This window comes from Tabrizicola thermarum (assembly GCF_003574395.1).
GTDB lineage: Bacteria > Pseudomonadota > Alphaproteobacteria > Rhodobacterales > Rhodobacteraceae > Tabrizicola > Tabrizicola thermarum.
In genome coordinates, this window is the sequence record NZ_QMJY01000083.1 from 115,592 (window position 1) to 136,522 (window position 20,931).

The 20,931-nt window shown below is 67.6% G+C and carries 22 protein-coding genes; 10 read left to right on the forward strand and 12 right to left on the reverse strand.

The window, feature by feature from the left end:
* The first annotated feature begins 96 nt into the window (after nt 1–96).
* The 6 genes from speB (at nt 97) to D5084_RS16900 (ending at nt 5,314) form a co-directional block, all read left to right on the forward strand.
* Nucleotides 97–1,062: an agmatinase gene (gene speB, locus D5084_RS16875; protein ID WP_128516677.1), complete on the forward strand. Its 966-nt coding sequence runs from the start codon at nt 97–99 to the stop codon at nt 1,060–1,062.
* A gap of 4 nt (nt 1,063–1,066) precedes the next feature.
* Nucleotides 1,067–1,489: a DUF1499 domain-containing protein gene (locus tag D5084_RS16880; RefSeq protein ID WP_128516678.1), complete on the forward strand. Its 423-nt coding sequence runs from the start codon at nt 1,067–1,069 to the stop codon at nt 1,487–1,489.
* Nucleotides 1,490–1,581: 92 nt separating this feature from the next.
* Nucleotides 1,582–2,454 (forward strand): hypothetical protein, encoded by an 873-nt coding sequence (locus D5084_RS16885; RefSeq protein WP_128516679.1) that lies wholly within the window; start codon nt 1,582–1,584, stop codon nt 2,452–2,454.
* Nucleotides 2,455–2,506: 52 nt separating this feature from the next.
* Nucleotides 2,507–3,565, forward strand: coding sequence for a peptide chain release factor 1 (gene prfA / locus D5084_RS16890; protein WP_128516680.1), 1,059 nt, complete (start codon nt 2,507–2,509; stop codon nt 3,563–3,565).
* Complete coding sequence (prmC, locus tag D5084_RS16895) at nt 3,562–4,419, forward strand: peptide chain release factor N(5)-glutamine methyltransferase (RefSeq protein ID WP_128516681.1); 858 nt, start codon at nt 3,562–3,564, stop codon at nt 4,417–4,419. The genes prfA and prmC overlap by 4 nt, the downstream gene beginning before the upstream one ends.
* Before the next feature lie 181 nt (nt 4,420–4,600).
* Nucleotides 4,601–5,314, forward strand: a complete 714-nt coding sequence (locus D5084_RS16900) for a DUF4167 domain-containing protein (RefSeq protein WP_128516682.1) — start codon at nt 4,601–4,603, stop codon at nt 5,312–5,314.
* A gap of 62 nt (nt 5,315–5,376) precedes the next feature.
* Here D5084_RS16900 and D5084_RS16905 read toward each other — a convergent pair whose 3' ends face one another.
* The 8 genes from D5084_RS16905 to D5084_RS16940 form a co-directional block, all read right to left on the reverse strand.
* Nucleotides 5,377–5,964, reverse strand: coding sequence for a hypothetical protein (locus D5084_RS16905; protein WP_128516683.1), 588 nt, complete (start codon nt 5,962–5,964; stop codon nt 5,377–5,379).
* Complete coding sequence (locus D5084_RS16910) at nt 5,882–6,739, reverse strand: vWA domain-containing protein (protein WP_128516684.1); 858 nt, start codon at nt 6,737–6,739, stop codon at nt 5,882–5,884. The genes D5084_RS16905 and D5084_RS16910 overlap by 83 nt, the downstream gene beginning before the upstream one ends.
* 225 nt (nt 6,740–6,964) lie before the next feature.
* Nucleotides 6,965–7,510 (reverse strand): fasciclin domain-containing protein, encoded by a 546-nt coding sequence (locus D5084_RS16915; protein WP_128516685.1) that lies wholly within the window; start codon nt 7,508–7,510, stop codon nt 6,965–6,967.
* 106 nt (nt 7,511–7,616) lie between these two features.
* Nucleotides 7,617–8,267, reverse strand: coding sequence for an anti-sigma factor (locus D5084_RS16920; protein ID WP_128516686.1), 651 nt, complete (start codon nt 8,265–8,267; stop codon nt 7,617–7,619).
* Nucleotides 8,264–8,797: a sigma-70 family RNA polymerase sigma factor gene (locus D5084_RS16925; protein ID WP_128516687.1), complete on the reverse strand. Its 534-nt coding sequence runs from the start codon at nt 8,795–8,797 to the stop codon at nt 8,264–8,266. Before D5084_RS16925 ends, D5084_RS16920 begins: the two co-directional genes overlap by 4 nt.
* A 73-nt stretch (nt 8,798–8,870) precedes the next feature.
* Nucleotides 8,871–10,913, reverse strand: coding sequence for an ASKHA domain-containing protein (locus tag D5084_RS16930; protein ID WP_128516688.1), 2,043 nt, complete (start codon nt 10,911–10,913; stop codon nt 8,871–8,873).
* The gene (locus tag D5084_RS16935; protein ID WP_128516689.1) at nt 10,910–11,326 is read right to left on the reverse strand and encodes a cupin domain-containing protein; all 417 of its coding nucleotides are present in this window, start codon (nt 11,324–11,326) and stop codon (nt 10,910–10,912) included. Before D5084_RS16935 ends, D5084_RS16930 begins: the two co-directional genes overlap by 4 nt.
* 148 nt (nt 11,327–11,474) lie before the next feature.
* On the reverse strand, nt 11,475–12,659 hold the full coding sequence (locus D5084_RS16940) for a CaiB/BaiF CoA transferase family protein (RefSeq protein WP_128516690.1): 1,185 nt from the start codon (nt 12,657–12,659) through the stop codon (nt 11,475–11,477).
* An 81-nt stretch (nt 12,660–12,740) separates the two neighbouring features.
* On the opposite strand from D5084_RS16940, the gene D5084_RS16945 reads away from it, so the two are divergent.
* Nucleotides 12,741–14,549: an ABC-F family ATP-binding cassette domain-containing protein gene (locus D5084_RS16945; protein ID WP_128516691.1), complete on the forward strand. Its 1,809-nt coding sequence runs from the start codon at nt 12,741–12,743 to the stop codon at nt 14,547–14,549.
* A 204-nt stretch (nt 14,550–14,753) separates the two neighbouring features.
* Entirely contained in the window at nt 14,754–15,353 is a 600-nt protein-coding gene (locus D5084_RS16950; RefSeq protein ID WP_128516692.1) for an outer membrane protein, read from the forward strand.
* Nucleotides 15,354–15,413: 60 nt separating this feature from the next.
* Here D5084_RS16950 and D5084_RS16955 read toward each other — a convergent pair whose 3' ends face one another.
* From D5084_RS16955 to D5084_RS16965, 3 genes are read right to left on the reverse strand one after another with little or no spacing between them, the layout of a single operon-like run.
* Nucleotides 15,414–15,851, reverse strand: a complete 438-nt coding sequence (locus tag D5084_RS16955) for a hypothetical protein (RefSeq protein WP_155523144.1) — start codon at nt 15,849–15,851, stop codon at nt 15,414–15,416.
* 29 nt (nt 15,852–15,880) lie between these two features.
* Complete coding sequence (locus D5084_RS16960; protein ID WP_128516694.1) at nt 15,881–16,768, reverse strand: TPM domain-containing protein; 888 nt, start codon at nt 16,766–16,768, stop codon at nt 15,881–15,883.
* A complete protein-coding gene (locus D5084_RS16965; protein WP_128516695.1) occupies nt 16,738–18,150 on the reverse strand; it encodes a pyridoxal phosphate-dependent decarboxylase family protein in 1,413 nt (470 codons plus the stop codon). Before D5084_RS16965 ends, D5084_RS16960 begins: the two co-directional genes overlap by 31 nt.
* Nucleotides 18,151–18,303: 153 nt before the next feature.
* Between D5084_RS16965 and D5084_RS16970 the strand changes: the two genes are divergently transcribed.
* A complete protein-coding gene (locus tag D5084_RS16970; protein ID WP_128516696.1) occupies nt 18,304–18,921 on the forward strand; it encodes a DUF6778 family protein in 618 nt (205 codons plus the stop codon).
* Here D5084_RS16970 and D5084_RS16975 read toward each other — a convergent pair.
* Nucleotides 18,902–19,270, reverse strand: coding sequence for an MmcQ/YjbR family DNA-binding protein (locus tag D5084_RS16975; protein WP_128516697.1), 369 nt, complete (start codon nt 19,268–19,270; stop codon nt 18,902–18,904). The genes D5084_RS16970 and D5084_RS16975 overlap by 20 nt on opposite strands.
* A gap of 179 nt (nt 19,271–19,449) precedes the next feature.
* Here D5084_RS16975 and cysS point away from each other — a divergent pair, with 179 nt between their 5' ends.
* Nucleotides 19,450–20,847: a cysteine--tRNA ligase gene (gene cysS, locus D5084_RS16980; RefSeq protein ID WP_128516698.1), complete on the forward strand. Its 1,398-nt coding sequence runs from the start codon at nt 19,450–19,452 to the stop codon at nt 20,845–20,847.
* Nucleotides 20,848–20,931: the final 84 nt, after the last annotated feature.

Sequence of the window (20,931 nt, forward strand, 5' to 3'; positions counted from 1 at the left end):
ATCGCCCGCTTGACAGCGGCGCGCGGGACGGGTTTGCTGCGCTTACCGGATCCGCGCGTCTCCGCTGAACGACTGCGCCCAAGACCCGAGACCATCATGGCACTTGAAGACGCGAAGACGCAGGTCGATACTGCGTTCACCCGGACTGCGCACCGGGGCTATTCCTTTGAAAATGCGTTCGGCGGGGCGACCAGCTTCCTGCGGCGGAGTTACACCAAGGACCTCACCGGGGTCGATCTGGCGATCACCGGGGTTCCCTTCGATCAGGCGGTGAGCCATCGCAGCGGCACCCGGTTCGGCCCGCGCGCGATCCGCGAGGCGTCGGCGCTGATGCCCTATGACCCGCCGCCGGGCTGGGGCACCGACCCGCTGGAGGATCTGTCCGTCATCGACTACGGCGATGTGGCCTTCGACTACGCCAATGTGCCCGAGTTTCCCGAGACGCTGACCAACCACATCCGCACCATCCTGAAGGCGGGCGCGGGGACGGTGGTGCTGGGGGGCGACCATTACATCACCTGGCCGATCCTGAAGGCCTATGCCGAGAAGTTCGGCCCCCTTGGCGTGATCCATTTCGACGCCCATTCCGACCTCTGGCCCGACGACAACCCGGCCCGGATCGACCACGGGACCATGCTTTACAAGGCGGTGAAGGCGGGGGCGGTGGACCCCAAACGCAGCGTCCAGATCGGCATCCGCACCACGACCGAGGATTACCTGGGCGTCAACGTCATCACCGCGCGCGAGGCGCATGAATGGGGCGTGGAGCGCGTGGTGGCGACGGTGAAGGATATCGTGGGGGACAGGCCCACCTACCTGACCTTCGACATCGACGCGCTGGACCCGGCCTTTGCGCCCGGGACGGGGACCCCGGTCTGGGGCGGGCTGGCCAGCTGGCAGGCGGCAGCGATGCTGCGCGATCTGGCCGGGATCAACCTGGTCGGCGGCGATGTGGTGGAGGTCTCTCCGCCCTATGACACCACCGGCGCCACGGCGATCGCGGGGGCGCATGTGGCCTATGAGCTGATCTGCCTTTACCATTGGGCGCGGACGCAGAGGTGAGAACATGCGCATCACGATCTGGACGATCCTGGCGGCGCTGGCCGCCTTCGCCCTTTATGTCCGCCTTGCGCCCTCCGACCCCGCGCGTTGGCATGTGCCGCCTGTGGCCGAAGGGCCGGCAGGCGAAGTGGTCGCGCTAGAAGGCGCGGCCAGCCTGCGGCTTCAGGGCGACGGGCCGGCACTGCTGGCGCAGCTTGACAGAATCGCGCTTGGCACCCCGCGCACGACGCGGCTGGCCGGGAGCGTGGCCGAGGGGCGCATAACGTGGATCACGCGTTCGGCGATATGGGGATTTCCCGATTACACGACCGCTGAGGTGCGGCCCGATGGTCTGGCGGTCTACGCCCGCCTGCGGTTCGGAAGGAGTGACCTGGGGGTGAACGCAGCCCGGCTGGACGCCTGGCGTGCAGCCTTGCTGCGGGAGTGAGCGACGCGGGGCTTGTTTGCCGTGCGACGTGCTGCCAATGCCCTCACGGGGGTGATAAGTGACTGGTCTGACCTGTCGTGTCCGAGGGTTCGATGCGGGATATGCTGCAAGCTTGGCAATGTGTGTTGATCGCCTGGGGCGATAAATATCCGGTCGACGAGATCAACCGGCTGGTCCGGTCCGTGCGCAGTCATTCGCGGGGAGTGGAGCGGTTCGTGCTGCTGTCCGATCGGCCGCGGCCGGGCCTCATCCCCGAGGTCGAAGTGCGGGCGATACCGGACTGGTTCCTTGCCCCCGAGTTCCGCGGCCCTGGCTGTCAGGCCAAGTTGTGCATGTTCGAGGCCGGAGTGGTTCCGGACGACATGCCGGCGATCTTTCTGGATCTGGACACGCTGGTCTTCGGAGATCTGTCGCGTCTTCTTGCCGTCATGACGACTCCCGAAACCATAGCCATCCTGCAAAGTGCCATTCTGCCGTTCGGTCCCGTGGCCCGCTGGCTAAACCGCATCACCGGTGGGCTTCGCTATGCGAGGGGCAATTCCTCGGTCGTCGTCTGGCATCCGGCCCACGGCACCTATGTGGCGCGGCGTTTCCGGGAGTTGGTCGAGCGGGGTCCGAAGGGATTCAAGCCCCTGCGAGCGGATGAACGCTTCCTGTCATGGGCCGCCCAGCCAGTCATGCGGGCGATCCCCCGGACGCTGGTGGTGAAGTTCCCGACGGAATACATGCAGCCATGGCGCTGGCTGGTTTATCTGCGTGCCCGGATGCCCTGGATCCGCAAGCGGCGGCAGGGCCTGGTTGCTGTCACCTTTCCGGGCGTGAAACTGAAGGCCGAAGACCTTGCGGCACTGCCGGAAGGTGCGGTGATCACCGACCGCAAGGGCCGTCGACTGTATTGGGCGGATTGGGCGATCGGTGATCTGCGGCAGAGAATTATCGAGGCTTACGGGCAATCATCCGGATAACAGGGCGGGTGCACCCCTTGACCGGCCCACATATCCGCGCCACACCCCGCGCATGGTTCCGTTGGACAAACTTGCCCAGATCACCGAACGGTTCGAGTTTCTCGAAGCCCAGTTGAACGCCGGGTCGGCAGCGCCGGCCGAGATCGCGAAGATCTCGAAGGAATATACCGACCTCAAGCCGGTGGTGGAGCAGATCCGCGCCTATCGCCAGTCGCTGGACGATCTGGCCGAAGCCGAGGCGATGCTCTCTGACCCCGAGATGAAGGCCCTGGCCGAGGAGGAACTGCCCCGGCTTAAGGCGCGGATCCCCGAGATGGAGCAGGCCCTGCGGCTGGCGCTGTTGCCGAAGGATGCGGCCGATGCGCGGCCTGCGATCATCGAGATCCGGCCGGGGACGGGCGGCGACGAGGCGGCCCTGTTTGCCGGGGACCTTGCGCGGATGTATCAGCGTTATGCCGAACGGATGGGCTGGCGGTTCGAGATCATCAGCGAACAGCCGGGCGAGCTTGGCGGGCTGAAGGAGTTTTCCGCCCTGATCGAGGGCGAAGGCGTCTATGCCCGGATGAAATACGAATCCGGCGTCCACCGGGTGCAGCGGGTGCCGGAAACCGAGGCGCAGGGGCGGATACATACCTCGGCGGCGACGGTCGCGGTGCTGCCCGAGGCCGAGGAGGTGGACATCGACATCCCGGCCTCCGACATCCGGATCGACACGATGCGGTCGTCGGGCGCGGGCGGGCAGCATGTGAACACGACCGACTCTGCGGTGCGGATCACGCATATTCCCTCGGGCATCGTGGTGACGAGTTCGGAAAAGTCGCAGCACCGGAACCGCGAGATCGCGATGCAGGTCTTGCGGTCGCGGCTTTACGAGGCGGAGCGGGAACGGCTGCATGCCGAACGCTCGGCCGACCGGAAAAGCCAGATCGGCACGGGCGACCGCAGCGAGCGCATCCGCACCTACAACTTCCCGCAAGGCCGGATCACGGACCACCGGATCAACCTGACACTTTATGCGCTGCCGCAGATCATGGCGGGCGACCTGACCGAGCTGATCGACGCGCTGGTGGCGCATGACCAGGCGGAACGGCTGGCGGAGATGGGCGCGTGAAGGCTGGCGACGCGCTGCGGCGGGCCATTCCGCGGTTGCAGGAGGCCGGGATCGAGGATGCCGCCCGCGATGCGCGGGTGCTTCTGGCCCATGCGCTGGGGATCGGGCATGACCGGCTGACGCTGAAGCTGCCCGACGAGATGACCGAGCCGCAGGCGAAGGCATACGAGGAGGCGCTGGCGGCGCGCATGGCGCGGCGGCCGGTGGCGCAGATCACCGGGCGGCGGCTGTTCTGGGGCCTGTCCTTCCGCGTCACGCGCGACACGCTGGACCCGAGGCCCGAGACCGAGACGCTGGTGGCCGAGGCCCTGCGCGCGCCGTTCCTGAAGATGCTCGATCTGGGCACCGGGACGGGTTGCATCCTTCTGTCCTGCCTGAAAGGCATGGCCCAGGCGCGGGGGTTGGGCACCGACATCTCGGACGCGGCCTTGCAGGTGGCGATCGGCAACACCCGCGATCTGGGGCTGGAGGCGCGGGCGCGGTTCCGGCGGTCGGACTGGTTTTCCGACGTGAGCGGCGTGTTCGACCTGATCGTGTCGAATCCGCCCTATATCTCCGCCGCGGAGATGGCGCAGCTGGCCCCGGAAGTGCGCGACTGGGAGCCGCATCTGGCGCTCAGCCCCGGGGGCGACGGGCTGGACGCCTACCGGGCCATCGCGCAGGGTGCCGGGGCGCGGCTGATGCCGGGCGGACGGCTGCTGGTCGAGATCGGGCCGACGCAAGGGCCCGCGGTTGCCGGGCTGTTCGCCGCGGCGGGTCTGGCGGAGATCCGCGTGCTGCCCGACCTGGACGGCCGGGACCGGGTGGTCGGGGCGGTGAAACCGGGGCCGGCGGACCGTTGCGGCGCGGCCTGACTGCGGCCGATTTCGCGCAGGTCCGGCAAAAATCGCTTGTCACCCGCGAAAGCCTGTGATTAGTGAAAGTCGTCGGGAGCGGGTTTTCACCTGCCCCGATGCACTACCCAAGCCCTGCTGACCTTGATTTTGCTGCCCATGAGGGGCGGCGGTTGCGGGCCAAAGCCATCAAAAGGACCAGATGCGCTCTTCCAAGAAACGCTCGCGTTCGAACCAGAACCGCCCGCGCACCCTCGGCAATATCGTCAACCGCGTTTTCGACAGTTCCGGCCCCGAGGGGAAGGTGCGCGGCACGCCGCAGCAGATCATCGAGAAATACCAGATGCTCGCCCGCGATGCGCAGTTGTCGAACGACCGCGTGGCGGCCGAGAATTTCCTGCAACATGCCGAACACTACACCCGGATGCTGGCCGAGGCGATGAAGGAAATGGCGGCCGAGCAGGAGGCGCGCCAGCAGCAGTATCAGCAAGCGGGCGGCCAGAACGGCGGCCAGAACGGGCAGAACGGCGGGCAGAATGCGCAGCAGGGCGGCCAGCAGGGCCAGCCGCGCGGCGACCGGCAGGATCGCGGCGACCGGGGCGACCGGAGTGAGCGTTCTGATCGCGGCGATCGCGGCGACCGGCGCGATTTCAACCGGGACTTCCGCGCGGACCGCGACCTTGGCTCGTCAGAGCAGCCGGTGATCGCCGATGTCATCGACCTGGAGACCGGGGACGACAGCGGGCTGATCGAGACGCCGGAATCCCGGGTGCGGTCGCGGGCCGAGGTCGACCCGGCTCCCGTTGCCGAGGCCGCCCCGCGCGAAGACCGTCCGGCGCGTCGCCCACGCGCACCGCGCAAGCCGAAGGGCGAGGGCAAGCCGGATGGCGAGCCGCCGCAGGAAGCCGCCGAATAGGAGGACAGAAGGCCGCCCGTCGAGGCGGCCTTCTTACCTGACGGCCCGGGTGCGCCTGCCGCTCAGGGCAGGGTCAGGGCCAGTTCGCTGCGCTCGCCCGCCGTGACTGTCAGCGGGGTTTCCGAGGACTTGTCGGCCTTCGTCAGTTTCACGATGTAGTCGCCCGCCGGAAGCGTGGTCTGCCAGGCCGGGCCATAGCCATAGGCCAGCGAGGCGCGGTTGCCGTTGATGTCCGCCTTGGCGGCCAGCACTTCGATCAGTCCATCGCCGGGCGAGGTGAAGGCGGCGACGCCTGCGTTCAGCGGCACGGTGATGTCGGTGCGTTCGCCGACCTTGATGGTGAACGGAACTTCGGATCTGGCCGCGCCCAGCGTCACCACGGCGACGTAATCGCCTGCGGTCAGGTCGAAGCGGGCCCCGGCGCCATAGGCGTAGGCGACCGAATTGCGGTTGCCGTCGATGTCCTTCCGGGCCTCGAAGATCTCGACATATTGGTCGCCGCCTTCGACTTTCACGCTGTCGGAATAGGTGGCCTCGACCACGGCGAGGCCGGTGCCGAGGATCAGGTCAAGATCGCTGACCTTGCCGGGGTCGATCACCACCGACTGGTTCGCCTCGGCCGCGCCAAGGACGGCGCGCAGCGCGTGCAAGCGGGGTGAAGGTGAAGATCACGTCCGCGATGATCCTGTCGTCAAGCTCGGCCCCGCCCGCGACCAGATAGGCGGCGGGATCGACGTTTTCGGCCAGAGCGGCCGGGGCAGGGGCGGGGTCCGGTTCGGGCGCAGGCTCGGGTTCGGGTTCGGCCACGACAACGGTGGTCTTCAGTGCATCGACAAGGCTGCCCGCATCCTTGGCCTGGATATACCGGCCGCCGGTGTTCTCGGCCAGGCAGGCGACGGCCTTGCCCTCGTCCTCGGTCAGGCCGAAGCCCACGACATGGGCGGTGAAATCGACACCCGAGGCTTCAAGTTCCGCGCCAAGCGCGCAAGGGTCGGCCTCGCAGGTCTCGATCCCGTCGGTGATCAGGATCACGGTGGCCTTGGCTTCGGTCGATTTCAGTTCGGCCGCAGCGCGCCGGACGGATTCGGTCAGGGGCGTCTTGCCCAGGAATTTCATTGCATTGGCGGCATCGGTGATCGCCTGCGCCGTGCCGGGGGCAGGGGGCACGACCAATTCGATGTCGCTGCACGAGCCCTTTTCGCGGTGGCCATAGGCCATCAGGCCCAGCTCGGTCTCGGGCGGCATTTCGGCCAGCACGGCCGCCAGCGCCTCACGCGCGATCTCCAGCTTGGCGCGGCCGTCGATCTGGCCCCACATCGAGCCCGAAGCGTCCAGCACGATGATCGAGCGCCCTTCTGCAAACAGCGGCGCGGCAATCAGCGCCTGGACGACAAGAAGCGAGCGAAAGAAAGCGAAAAGGCGCATTGTGCGGCTCCGGTCTGAAAATGGACTGGGGAAAACCTGGGCCAGCGGGCGGCGTTCGGTCAATCTGGGCGTGCCGCAGGAAAACGGGTCCTCAGGGGTTGCCTGAGGACCCGATAGGGGATGTGCCGAAAGTGAGGGGACAGTGACCTTTCGGCGCCCCGTGTCGGTCCTGCCGCCCGGGCCGAGTGACCAGCACGGGCGGCAGGTGTTCCGGGGATGCAGGACTTACATCGCCGGAAGCAGAACCGTGTCGATGACGTGGATCACGCCGTTCGACTGCTTGACGTCGGCGATGGTCACGTTGGCCACGTTGCCCTGGCCGTCCTTGATCATCACCACGCCGTCCTTGTACATCGCGGTGAATTCGCAGCCGCCCACGGTCTTGACCGGGTGGGCGCCCTTGTCGTCATCGACCATCTTCATGATCGCATCCGACATCGCATTGGCCGCGACGACGTGGCAGGTCAGGATCTTGGTCAGCTGATCCTTGTTTTCCGGCTTCAGCAGGGTTTCCACCGTGCCCGCGGGCAGCTTGGCGAAAGCCTCGTTGGTCGGCGCGAAGACGGTGAAGGGTCCGGGGCCCGACAGCGTCTCCACCAGGCCCGCGGCCTGCACGGCGGCGACGAGGGTGGTGTGGTCCTTCGAGTTCACGGCGTTCTCGACGATGTTCTTGTCCTCATACATCGGCGCGCCGCCCACCATCGGGTTTTCGGCCAGCGCCATGCCGGTCGACAGGGCCAGGATCGCAGTGGCGAGGGTCAGGGATTTCATCGGGTCTTTCCTCCGGTTTCGGGCGGGGTCATTCCCGCCTCACATCCGAAGCAACGGAGGACTTCGGCCGAAGTTTCAGCGCAGGGTCATGCTCACGCTTTCGTGATCAGGCGCCGATCTCGGCGGTCAGGATCACCGGGCCGGTGGGCGCGCCGGTGGGCGAGCCGCCCTCGGGCTCGATGGACACCGCCAGAACGAAGCCCGCCGGGGGCTTGGGGTAGGTCACGACCAGCGGGCGGTCCTGAAGCAGGCCCAGCGAGACCGGAGCGGCGCCGGGGGCGATGACCCAAAGCTCGTGGACCTGCCCCTTGACCGCCGGGACGCCTTCGACGCGGGTGACTTGCAGGCTGTCGCCGAAATGGGTGACCGAATAGGCCAGCCGGTGGTCGGCCGTGGCCAGGGTCGCCACCAGCTCGGGCCGGGGGGGGGCGAGGATCGTCACCGTGGCCAGCGTCAGCGCCGTCGCCGCCACCGCGCCCGAGAGCCAGCCGAGGATCCCGAAGCGGCGGGCGGGGACGGCCCTGGGGAAGAGCCGGGCCTCGATCCGGGGCAGCAGGTTCGGGGCCGGCACCGGGTCAAAGCCGTCGTTCAGCCCGGACATCCGGGACTCCCATTCTGCCACGAGGGCGGCAAAGCCCGCATCGCGCCTGATCCGGGCTTCGGCCTCGGCGCGTTCGGCGGCGTCCAGCACGCCCAGGACATATTCGGCGGCGAATGCCTCCTCGGCCTCGCGCGGGGTGAGAGGGGCGTCGGTCATGTGTCCAGACACTCCTTCAGCTTGAGGAGGCTGCGCCGGAGCCAGGTCCGCATCGTGTTCAGCGGCACCCCGTGGCGCGCGGCGAGGTCCAGATAGGACAGCCCGTTCAGATAGGCCCCGCGCACGGCGTCGGCCTTGTCGGGATCAAGCGTGTCGAAACAGTCGGCCATGCGCCGCGCCTCACCTTGCGCGACCAGCCGCGTCTCGGCGCCGGGGGTTGCGTCCTGCACCGTGTCGAGGCCGTCGTCCGACGTCGCCTCGGGCCGGGCGCGCAGGCGGTCGATGGCCAGATTGCGGGCAATCGCGATGAGCCAGGTCATGCCGCGTCCCTTGGCCGGATCATACCGTCCGGCGCGTAGCCAGACCCGTGTGTAGACTTCCTGCAAGGCATCCTCCGCCTCTGCGCGTTCCTTCAACATACGCAGGAGAACGCCCATGAGTTTCGCCGAGGTGTCGCGGTAAAGCGTGCGGAAGGCCGCGCGGTCGGCGGCGGCGCATTGTGCGATCAATCGGGCGACCGGATCATCCATGCGGCAGACGTTACGGATTCCGGCCGATATGGCAAGGTCTTGCGCGAAATGGCCGACACGCCGCCCGCGCCGCCTAGCCGCGCCGCCGCCGCCGCCCGCCGTCGTCGCCCGCCGTCTTGGTGTTGAAATTGACGTCGGGGAGGGAAACGATGCTCTCCAGATTTGGAAACAGTTCGACGGCGTTGGGGATGGCGCTGGCGTTGACGAAATGCTCCTGGAAGCGGGGTTCGATGGCGGTCTCGATCTTGTGGATGTCGCGGACGGTGGCCTCGATCTCGGCCCGCGCGGCGCGGTTCAGCAGGGCGATGCGCGCGCCGGTGCCGGCGGCGTTTCCGGCAGAGGTCACCTTGTTCAGCGGCACGTCGGGGATCATGCCGAGGATCATCGCGTGTTTCGGGCTGATATGCGCGCCGAAGGCCCCGGCGAGGATGATGCGGTCCACGTGATCCACGCCGAACTTGTCCATCAGAAGCCGCGCGCCGGAGTAGAGCGCGGCCTTGGCCATCTGGATTTCGCGGATGTCGCGGTTGGTGACGGTGATCTTCGGCCCGCCAGTCGCGCTGCCGTCGTGGACGAGGTAGCTGTAGGTGCGGCCATCGAGGAAGAGGCGGTCGGTCCCGACCTGTTCGGGGCTGCCGATCAGGCCCTGGGCATCGACGATCCCGGCCAGACGCATCTCGGCCACCATCTCGATGATGCCCGAGCCGCAGATGCCGGTGACGCCGGTGGTCGCGGTCGCGGCGGCAAAGCCCGGATCGTCGGACCAGAGGTCGGAGCCGATGACCTTGAAGCGGGGCTCTTTCGTCACGGGGTCGATTTCCACCCGTTCGATGGCACCGGGCGCGGCACGCTGACCGCTGGAGATCTGTGCGCCTTCAAACGCCGGGCCGGTGGGCGAGGAACAGGCGAGGACCTTGGTCGTGTTGCCCAGCAGGATTTCCGCGTTGGTGCCGACATCGACGACCAGCATCAGGTCTTCCGACTTGTCGGGGTTTTCCGACAGCGCCACGGCGGCGGCGTCCGCGCCGACATGCCCCGCGATGCAGGGCAGGATATAGACCCGCGCGGCGGGGTGCAGGTGCAGGTCCAGATCGCGGGCGGTCAGGCGCAGCGCGTTGGACGTGGCCAGCGCAAAGGGCGCCTGACCCAGTTCATAGGGGTCGATGCCAAGGAACAGGTGGTGCATCACCGGGTTGCAGACGAAGACCGAATCCATGATGAGCGTCCGGTCCACCTGCGCCTCTTCGCAGAGCTGGCCGAAGAGGGTGTTCATCGCCTGCCGCACTGCGGCGGTCATTTCCGCCGCGCCGTTGGGGTTCATCATCGAATAGCTGACCCGGCTCATCAGATCCTCGCCGAAGCGGATCTGGGGATTCATCAGGCCCGAGGAGGCGACGACTTCCCCGGTGCGCAGGTCGCAGAGGTGCCCGGCGATGGTGGTGGAACCAAGGTCCACCGCCACCCCGTAGATCGAGCCTTCGTAAAGCCCCGGCCAGATCTGCATGATCCGGGGCCTGTCGGTTGCGGCTTCCTGATGCAGGGCCACCGTCACCTTCCACTCGCCCTTGCGCAGCGTGGGTTGCAGCGTGGTCAGGACCGGCAGGTCGATGGTGACGTTGTCAAAGCCCCACTGGTCGCGGAGCGCGTCGCACAGGCGTTCCAGATCGCCCGAAGGGTCGTGCATGTCGGGCTCGGCCACTTCGACGAAATGCAGGTGGACCGAGGGGTCCATGCGGATCTCGCGCGCCTCGACGCGTTTCCTGACCACCTGCTTGTGGACCTGGGATTCGGGCGGCACGTCGATGACCACGTCGCCCATGACCCTGGCCTGACAGCCGAGGCGCCGCCCGTCGATCAGGCCACGGATGCGCTTGTAGCGATCCTCGACCGCGTTCCATTCGGACAGCGCGTCCTCATGCACGGTGACGCCATGCTTGGGAAATTCGCCATAGCCCGGGGTGATCTGGCACTTGGAACAGATGCCGCGCCCGCCGCAGACGGAATCGAGGTCCACCCCCAGCTGCCGCGCGGCGGTAAGGACCGGGGTGCCCAGCGGAAACCGCCCCCGCTTGCCCGAAGGGGTGAAGATGACGAGGGCGTCCTGTTCGGCAGTCATTCCGGCGCGGGCTCCGTTGCGGGGGCTTCATGCGTGAAGTGGTAGACGATCTGGTCAAAGCGGTCGCGGGCGAAGGTGTAGAACCAGCGCAGGCTTTGGGTGACTTCGGGCACGCCATGCTCGGCCATGCCGGGAATGTAAAGGGCGACGCCGGGGGCCAGGCGGTGCGCGACCCCGTCGATCAGCACGCTGCCCTCGCCCTCCAGCCCGAAATAGACCTCGGGCTCGGCATGGCGATGCAGCGCGAAGGTCTCGCCGGGTCGCATCTCGGCGATGCCGCAGACGAGGGTGTCGGTCGGCGTCACCTCGCCCGAGATCAGCGTACGCCATGACAGCGTGCCGCGCGCCGGATCGTCCCAGCGGGCGGGGGCGCAGTCCTGCGCGTCGATGCGGATGGCGGCGGGCCGTGTCATGCTGGTCCGGTTCTAATCCGGCTTGCGGCGGCAGCAAGGATGGAATGCGGCAACTGGCAGCGTCATTCCGTCATGTGCCCTTCCGGCCAGGCGCGGGGGCGGCGTTCGACAGGGCATGGTCCGGGGATGGCATCGCCGGGGACGGGCCTCACAGCGCTTTGTCGCCCGGGGTTCGGCCCCGGACCTCGTCGGTGCCGTCCAGCCAGGCCAGGATCGCCGCCCGGTCCCCGTCAAGGCGCGGGGCCGGAGGCAGGGCGGTCTGGTCGGGCAGGGTGGACATCTTGATCGGGTTGCCCGGAGCGGTGAAGGCGGGGCCGCCGGGGTGGGGCGCGACCGGCAGGATCATGTTGCGCGCGCGAAGCTGGGGGTCGGCCAGCACCTCCAGCATGTTCTGGACCCGGGCGGTGGGCAGGCCCGCGGCGTCCAGCACCTCCAGCCAGTGGGCGACGGGCCGGGTCAGCGTCACCATCTCGATCAGCCGCTTCAGAAGCGCGTGGTTGTCGCAGCGCGCGGCGTTGGTGGCAAAGCGCGGATCGGCGGCGATGTCGAGGCCGAGCGTGTCGCACAGCCGGGCGAACATCGCATCATTTCCGGCAGCGATCACCACGAAGCCGTCGGCGGCGCGGAAGGTGGCGAAGGGGGTGATCGTGGGGTGGCGGGCTCCGGTCGGGCCGGGGGCTGTGCCGGTCGCCGAGGCGATGGCGAGCGCGTGTTCCTGGATCGCCAGCTGGGCATCCAGCATGGCGACGTCGATCATCGCGCCTTCTCCGGTCCGTTCGCGCTGGAAAAGGGCGGCAAGGATGCCTTGCGCCAGATACATGCCCGCGACGATGTCGCCGATCGAGGCCCCGACACGGACCGGGGGACCGCCTGTCTCTCCGGTGATCGACATCACCCCGCCACGCGCCTGCACCACCATGTCATAGGCGGGCTTCCCGGCGTCCGGCCCGGTCCGGCCGAAGCCGGAGACGGCGGCGTAGATCAGGCGCGGATGGCGGGCGTGCAGAGCCTGCCAGCCATAGCCCAGCCGGTCCATCACGCCGGGGCGGTAGTTTTCCACCAGCACATCGGCCCGCGCCAGCAGCCGGTCGAAGATCGCGCGGTCGGCATCCTGCTTCAGGTCCAGCGCGATGGACTGCTTACCTGCGTTCAGCGTGGCGAAATAGGCGCTTTCGCCCGCCACGAAGGGCGGAAAGGCGCGGGTGTCGTCGCCGGTGCCGGGGCGTTCCACCTTGATTACGCGGGCGCCGAGGTCCTGCAGGCCTTGCGTGCAGAAGGGCCCGGCCAGCACATGCGTCAGGTCGAGGATCGTGATCCCGTCGAGAGGTGCCATCTGTGTCTCCTTCGCGGCCACCATGACATGGTATCATCACGGCACGTTGACGCCGGTCAAATCCCCCTCTACCTCGCCCGCATGGCACGCGCACCCCTTCTGCAACTTTCCGGCATCTCGCTGACCTTCGGCGGCAATCCGGTCTTCGACGATCTGTCGCTGACCGTCCAGCCCGGCGACCGCATCGCGCTGGTCGGGCGGAACGGCAGCGGCAAGTCCACGCTGATGAAGGTCATGGCCGGGCTGGTCGAGGCCGACCGCGGCACGCGCGTTGTCCCGCCCGGCGTGACCGTGGGATACATGGAGCAGGAGCCGGACCTGAGCCGCTTTGCCACGCTGGGAGAGTTTGCGGCCTCGAACCTGCCGGAAGGGCAGGAGTATCGCCTGTCAGTCGTGGCCGAGGGGCTGAAGTTCAACCCCGAGACGCCGGTGGCCACGGCTTCGGGCGGGGAACGTCGCCGTGCGGCGCTGGCCAAGCTGCTGGCCGAGGCGCCGGAGCTGATGCTCTTGGACGAGCCGACCAACCACCTGGACATCCAGGCCATCGAGTGGCTGGAGGCGGAACTGCGCGACACGCGGGCGGCCTTTGTCCTCATCAGCCACGACCGGGCCTTCCTGCGGGCGCTGAGCCGCGCGACGCTGTGGATCGACCGGGGCGAGGTGCGCAGGCGCGACGCGGGGTTCGACGGCTTCGAGGACTGGCGCGAAACCGTCTGGGCCGAAGAGGACGAGGCCCGCCACAAGCTGGACCGCAAGATCAGGCACGAAGCAAAATGGGCGGTCGAGGGGATCAGTGCCCGGCGCAAGCGGAACATGGGCCGCGTCCGGGCGCTTCAGGCGCTGCGGGCGGAACGCAAGGCGCAGATCCGGCGGCAGGGGACGGCGGCCTTTGCCTTGGAGAGCGGCCCGACCTCGGGCAAGAAGGTCATCGAGGCGGTCGGGCTGACCAAGGCCTATGGCGACAAGGTGATCGTCAAGGACTTTTCCTTGCGCGTCCTGCGCGGGGACCGGGTGGCCTTCGTCGGACCGAATGGCGTAGGAAAAACTACGCTTCTCAAGATGTTGACTGGCGAAGTTCAACCGGATGCCGGGACCGTCACGCTGGGCACCAACCTGGAGATCGCGGTCTTCGACCAGACGCGGACCCGGCTCGACCTGGACGCGAGCCTCTGGGACAACCTGACGGTGGATCCCCTGATGCGGGTGTCGGGCGCCTCGGATCAGGTGATGGTGCGCGGCACGCCGAAACATGTGGTGGCCTATCTGAAGGATTTCCTGTTCGACGAGGCCCAGGCCCGCGCCCCGGTGCGCAGCCTGTCGGGCGGGGAACGCGCGCGGCTTCTTCTGGCGAAACTGATGGCGCAGCCGTCGAACCTGCTGATCCTGGACGAACCGACCAACGATCTGGACGTGGAAACGCTGGACCTGTTGCAGGACATCCTGGGCGATTACGACGGGACGGTGCTGCTGGTCAGCCACGACCGCGATTTCATCGACCGGGTGGCCACCGCGACCGTGGCGATGGAGGGCGAGGGCAGGGTGCAGGCCTATCCCGGCGGCTGGTCGGACTATGCCGCGCAACGCCCCGATCCGGTGGAGGCCGAGCCCAGGCCCGCCCCGCGCGCGGCGCAGGCCTCTGTTGCGACGAAGGCCGAGACGGCAAAGCCGAACGGCCTGTCCTTCACCGAACGCAAGCGGCTGGACGACCTGCCTGCCGTGATCGCCCGGCTGGAGGCCGAGATCGCCAGGCTGTCGGAGCTTCTGGCCGATCCCGACCTCTTCACCCGCGAGCCGGTGAAATTCCGCAAGGCGACCGAGGCGCTGACCGAGCGCCAGAGCGCGCTTGAGGCGGCGGAAAGCGAGTGGCTGGACCTGGCCGATCGCGCGTAAGTGATCGTCTATCGCCGGTGACTGGCGGCGATCGGCCCAAAGGCGCCGGCTCCTCGGCGTCACGCCGCCCATGCGCCACAGGCGGCCTCAAGTCACCGTGAGCAGGCATTGTGCTTTTGCAGCATCATCCCCATTCCAAGTCCGAGCCTCCCGGAACCGTCGCGCCTGCGGCGGGTTGAGGTTGGCCAGAACAAGGAGACAGAAATGAAAACTATCGCAGCACTCATCACGACCGTCGCTCTGACCGCCCCGGCCTTTGCTGGCGGCCCGACTGCCGTGGCAGAAGAGCCGACCATCGCTCCGGCGGCCACCGCCTATGTCGCCCCGAGCCTTGACTGGACGGGCGCCTATGTCGGTGCCCAGGTCGGCTACGGCGATGTCGATTCGAACGGCGCGGGCCTGGATGGCAACGACTGGTTCGGCGGCGTCCACGGCGGCTATCGCTGGGACCTGGGCAGCTGGGTGGCGGGCACCGAAGTGTCCTATGACGCCAACAACATCGGCCTTGGCGCCACCGCTGGCGACGAGCTGAGCAATGTGCTGGCGCTGAAACTGACGGCGGGCCGCGAGATCGGCAGGAGCCTGGTCTACGGGACCCTCGGCGCGGCGCGGGCCAATGCTACGGTCCTCGGTGTCGATTACAAGGACAACGGGCTCGTCTACGGCCTGGGCTTCGACTACGCGGTGAGCGACCGCTGGACCGTCGGCGGCGAAGTGACCGAACACAAGTTCGACAACTTCGACGGAACCGGCAACGACTTCGACGCGACCACGGTCAAGGCCAAGGTCGGTATGCGTTTCTGACGCTCCGATCCTGACCTGGTGCGGCGCGGTTGCCCCCCGCGCCGCACCCCTTTGCCGGTTTCAGGGGCAGGCGACGGGGTGCAGCAGGAAACTGCGGTCATCCCCTGCTTTCGCTTCCAGTGTGGCAAAGGCCCTGTCGTTTTCCAGGGTCATCCCAAGGCTGGACACTTCGATCAGGATCGCACCGTGCTTTGCCGGTGTGATCTGGAACCCCCCGGCATCCCCCTCCAGCAGACAGAACAAGGTATCGCCGCCCTCGTTTTCGCAGGCGGCATAGGCTTGGAACGCGTCGCCGGGAACCATGCGCAGCACGAACGTCATCTTTAGCGTCAGGAACGGGCCGGGAGCGTCGAAATCGGGCCGGAGCGCGATCTTGGTCACGCGCTGCCCGGGATGGTTGGCCAGGTGACTGGCCGAGTAGCTGCGGGCATAGCAGCTGGTCCTGTCTGGAAACATCAGGTCCTGCGGACTTTTGGCTGCAACCGCTGTGGCCAGCATCAGGATCGCCGCACAAAGCGTTGATCTGTTTACCATTTGCCCGTTGCTCCCCCTCCCGAGGACCGCCCGCCGCCAAAGCCGCCAGATCCGCTGCCGCCGCCGCCCCGGTCGTTGCGGTTGGTCGGGTCGCGGTCGCGCCGCGCCTCGGGCGAGGACCAGCGGACCGGATAGGACTTGCGGTCGATGAATCCGCAGGCCGAGCAGGTCAGGTGTTGCAGGCCCATGCCGGGTTCGCTGCGGGTGGGACGCTCGATGATCTCGCGGCTGCGTTCCAGCGTCGCGGCGCCGCAGTTCGGGCAGGTCACCTGCGCGCGCCGCTTGCGCCAGATGCCGTAGCCCGCCACGGCGGCAACGGCGCCGAGGCCGAGGAGAGGGGTCAGGCTCGAACTGTCGGGGTCGGCGGGGAAGCCGTCGGTCACGCTGACGGGCTGGCCCGCCAGGAAGGGCGCGATCAGCCGGTCGCGGGCCGAGGCGATCCCGGCCTCGATCCCGGCGGCATAGTTGCCGTCGCGGAGCGCGGGCAGGACGGCGGTGGAAAGGACCCGCGCCGCGCGGCCGTCGTAGACCGGGTCGTAGCCCTCGCCAAGCGCGATCCGCGCCTCGCGCCGTTGCGTGTCGAGCAGCAGAAGGATCCCGTCGTTGCGCTTTGCCCCGCCCACGCCCCAGGCATTGAACAGCGCCTTTCCGTAGGCCTCGATCGTCAGGCCGCTGTCGCCAAGGCCGGGCAGCGTCACCACCACCATCTGCACCCCGGTTTCCGACCGGGTATCGGCCAGAAGCCGGGTGATGCGGCCCTCTTCGGTGGCGTCCAGCACATCGGCAAAATCGGACAGCGCGTCGCCGAGAGGTTCGGGAAAGGTCCGGGCCTCGGCCGACGCCGCAAGCGTCAGCGCGAGGGCAAGGGAACGGAGGAACATGATGCAAGCATTTCTTGTACGGTCGTTGCGATGAACATGACATCTTCCCGGCGGCAGTCAAACGATCCGATCTGGACGCGGATCGCCAGCCGCCCGTCGACGCGGGTCTGGGTCAGGTAGATGCGGCCATCGTCGTTGATGCGGGTCAGAAGCGCCTCGGTCGCGGCATCGTCGGCCAGGGCAAAGCTGAACAGCGACAGGCGCGGTTCGGTGACGATCTCCACCCCCGGCAGGGCGGCCAGCTGGTCGCGCGCCTCCTGTGCCCATGCGACATGGTCGCGGATGCGGCGGCGCAGATCGTCAAGCCCGTAGGCCCGCAGCACGAACCACAGTTTCAGCGCCCGGAACCGCCGACCCAGCGGCACGGTCCATTCGTTGAAGTTGACGATCTCCTCGCGCCCGGCCGTTTCCAGATAGGTCGGGCGCAGGCCCAGGGTGCGGACCTGAGCCCCGGGATCCTTCAGGAACTGGACCGAACAGTCGAACTGCGCCCCCAGCCATTTGTGCGGGTTGAACACGATCGAGTCGGCGTCCTCGACCCCGGCCCAGAGCGCGCGGAGCTCCGGGCAGATCATCGCGCTGCCGGCCCAGGCGGCATCGACATGGGTGGGCAGGCCCTCGGCCTGTGCCACCGCGATGCAGTCGGCGATGTGGTCGAAGGCCCCGACCGAGGTGCCCCCGGCGCAGAGGATCACGCCCGCAGGCTTCATCCCCGCCGCCCGGTCGGCCCGGATCGCCGCGCGCAGGGCCTCGCCCGTCATCGCGCGATCGGCGTCGGTAGCGACCTTCACCAGGTTCCGCTGCCCGATCCCCGCCACCCGGATCGCCTTGTCCACGCTGGAATGCGTCTCGGCGCTGGCGTAAAAGCGCAAGGTCGGCGCGCCGGACAACCCCTCGTCCAGCCCGGCAAAGCCCAGTGCCCTTTCGCGCATGGTCAGCACTGCCGACAGCGTGGCATTGGTCGCCGAATCGTGGATCGTGCCGACAAAGCCCTCCGGCAGGCCCACCGCCTGGCGCAGCCAGTCGACCATCACCTGCTCGATTTCGGTGGCGGCGGGAGAGGTCTGCCAGATCAGCGCATTGCAGGCCATCGCGTTGACCAGCTGTTCGGCCAGCATCGAGGCCGGCGCAGCATTGGCCGGGAAATAGGCAAAGAATCGCGGGTGCTGCCAATGGGTCATGCCGGCCGGCACGATCCGTTCGAAATCGTCCCAGATCGCCTGCATCGGCTCGGGGCTATCGGGCGGGGCAGGGGGCAGCTGGCGGGCCACCGCGCCGGGGACCAGCGGCGCGCGCACCGGGCGGTCGCGCAAGCTGGCGTGATAGTCGGCCGCCCAGTCCGCCGCGCGCTTCGACCAGAGCCTCAGGTCCTCGTGATCCATGGTATCCTCCCGATTTCCGCTGCTAATGGGCATCTTGTCGCCGAAACGGCAAGGGGCGACCGCGATCCCGACACAGAGGCTCCTTTTTCCGGCCATTACCAGTCGTTAAGGGAATGGTCGCAAGACTGTCACCAGACTTCCCGAGAGGCCCGAATGTCGCTGTCCCGCCGTGCCGCCCTGTTGGGCATTTCTGCCTTCGCCCTGACCGCCTGCGTCGGCGGGGGCACCTTCAAGACCGAGTATGCGCGCCTGTCGCCGGAAGTGACGCGCAACTGGCGTCTGGCCGAAGTGCGCGTCGATGTGCCGCGCAGCCTGTCGGTGTCCGAGGCGAAGACGCTTCTGCCCAATGCCGACATCGTCTGGCGCGAGGATCCGATGGGCGACCGCTATCAGCAGGTCGGAACGATCATCCAGAACGCAGTCCTGCGCGGGGCACAGGGTCTGCGCGGCCGCCGCCCGGTGGTCATCAGCGTGACCGTCACCCGGTTCCACGCCCTGACCTTCGAGGCCGAGCGGGCCAATTCCGACTGGGGCGTGCACAACGTCGATTTCATCGCTCAGGTCACCGATGCCCGCACGGGCGAGGTTCTGGTCCCGCCCACGAAGATCCGCGCCGAGACCCCGGCCTGGTCCGGCGCGCGGATGCGCGAGGCGCGGCGCAAGGGGATCACGCAGAAGTCGATGATCTCGAACCATGTCGCGGCGACGGTGGCGGGCTGGCTGGCGCTGGGTCCCGACAACCGGGGCGAATTCAGCCGTCAGGGGAACTGACGGCGCCTTGGTCCAGCGCGGCCTGCACCTTCTTCGGCAGGCCCACGCGGATCAGCGCGTAGGAGGTGGCGATGCGCTCGCGCAGTTCGGCGTCCGCCACCTGGCCGAAGGGGATCCGCGCCCAGGAGGCGTGCAGGTAAGGCGCGCGGATCGCTCGACCCGTCTCGATCAAGAGGCGGGCTGTTTCAACGTGGTCGGTCTTGACCGAGACGCCGTCTCCCCGTTGGCCGATGATGGCGAACATCTTGCCGCCCACCTTCCAGCAGTCGTGGTCGGGGCCGAAGGGCTGGCTGACCTCGGCCCCCGGAAACCCGGCGCAGAAGGCGTTGACGAAGGTGCGGTCCTGCATGGCGGATTTCCCTTGGCGGCTGGCGGGTTCCGATGTAATTGTCCCACCCATGACGACATTGCGCAACATCCGCATCTGCTGCATTACCCGCTGACTTCGGTCGCGCGGGTGCTTCGTCATTCCCCCAAACGGATTGAACAGCCACCCCGCGCGGGATGCCGCGTGCCAAAGGGACTGACATGGTGACGATCCGCCTGACCAATTCGAAGACCCGGAAGAAGGAAGAGTTCCGGCCGATCGACCCGTCGAATGTGCGGATGTATGTCTGCGGCCCCACGGTCTATGACCGCGCGCATCTGGGCAACGCCCGCCCGGTGGTGGTGTTCGACACTCTGTTCCGCCTGCTGCGGCACGTCTACGGGGCCGAGCATGTGACCTACGTGCGCAACTTCACCGACGTGGACGACAAGATCAACGCCGAGGCGTTGCGGCGCCAGCGGGCAGGCGCCCCCGGCACGCTGGAGGAGCTGATCCGCCAGCGCACCGAGGAGACCATCGCCTGGTATCACGCCGACATGGACGCCCTCGGGGCGCTGCGGCCGAACCACGAGCCCCGCGCGACCGAGTTCATCGGCCAGATGATCGCGATGACGCAAGGATTGATCGACAAGGGCCACGCCTACGAGGCGTCCGGCCACGTCCTCTTCCGCGTCCGGTCCTACAAGGACTATGGCAAGCTGTCAGGCCGCTCGGTCGACGACATGATCGCGGGCGCGCGGGTCGAGGTCGCGCCCTTCAAGGAATACCCGATGGACTTCGTGCTGTGGAAGCCGTCAAGCGGGCAAGAGCCGGGCTGGGACAGCCCCTGGGGCCGGGGGCGTCCGGGCTGGCACATCGAATGCAGCGCCATGGCGCATGAGCTGCTGGGCGAGAGCTTCGATATCCACGGCGGCGGGCTGGACCTGCAGTTTCCCCACCACGAGAATGAGATCGCGCAAAGCGCCTGCGCCCATCCGCACGGGGATTTCGCGCGTTACTGGCTGCACAACGAGATGTTGCAGGTCGAGGGAAAGAAGATGTCCAAGTCTCTGGGCAACTTCTTCACGGTGCGGGATCTGCTGGATCAGGGGATACCGGGCGAGGTGATCCGGTTCGTGTTCCTCATGACGCATTACCGCAGTCCGATGGACTGGACGGCGGGGAAGGCGCGGCAGGCGGAGGCGACGCTGGCCAAGTTGCGGGCACGCATCAAATCACCCGATCTGCATGTTGGTGCAAAAGCACCCGACGATTTTGTCGCTTGCATTGCAGATGATCTGAATACTGCCGGTGCGATGGCACTACTGGTGAACTATCGGAGTGACCATGAGGTCGCTGGGGCACTCAACCTCCTCGGCTTCGCGCTGCAGGGGCGGGCCGAACAACTGCCGAGTTCCTCGGCGCGAGCATTACAAGTTTTGACCGCGAGGCTTGCTTTGGCGCGAACCGGCGCAATGACCACCAAAGACTTCACCGCCGTCGACGCCCTCAAATCCGCTCTGACCGCCGCTGGCGTCGAAGTGCGCATGTCGAAAGAAGGTGTCGAACTCGTCCCAGGCCCCGACTTCGACCCGGCCAAACTGGAGGCGCTCCAGTGACCCGTGGGATACCCGTCCCGGGCCTGACCCGGGACCTCCAGCCGACCCGAGAGGCCCCGGATCAGGTCCGGGGCGGGCTCCCGG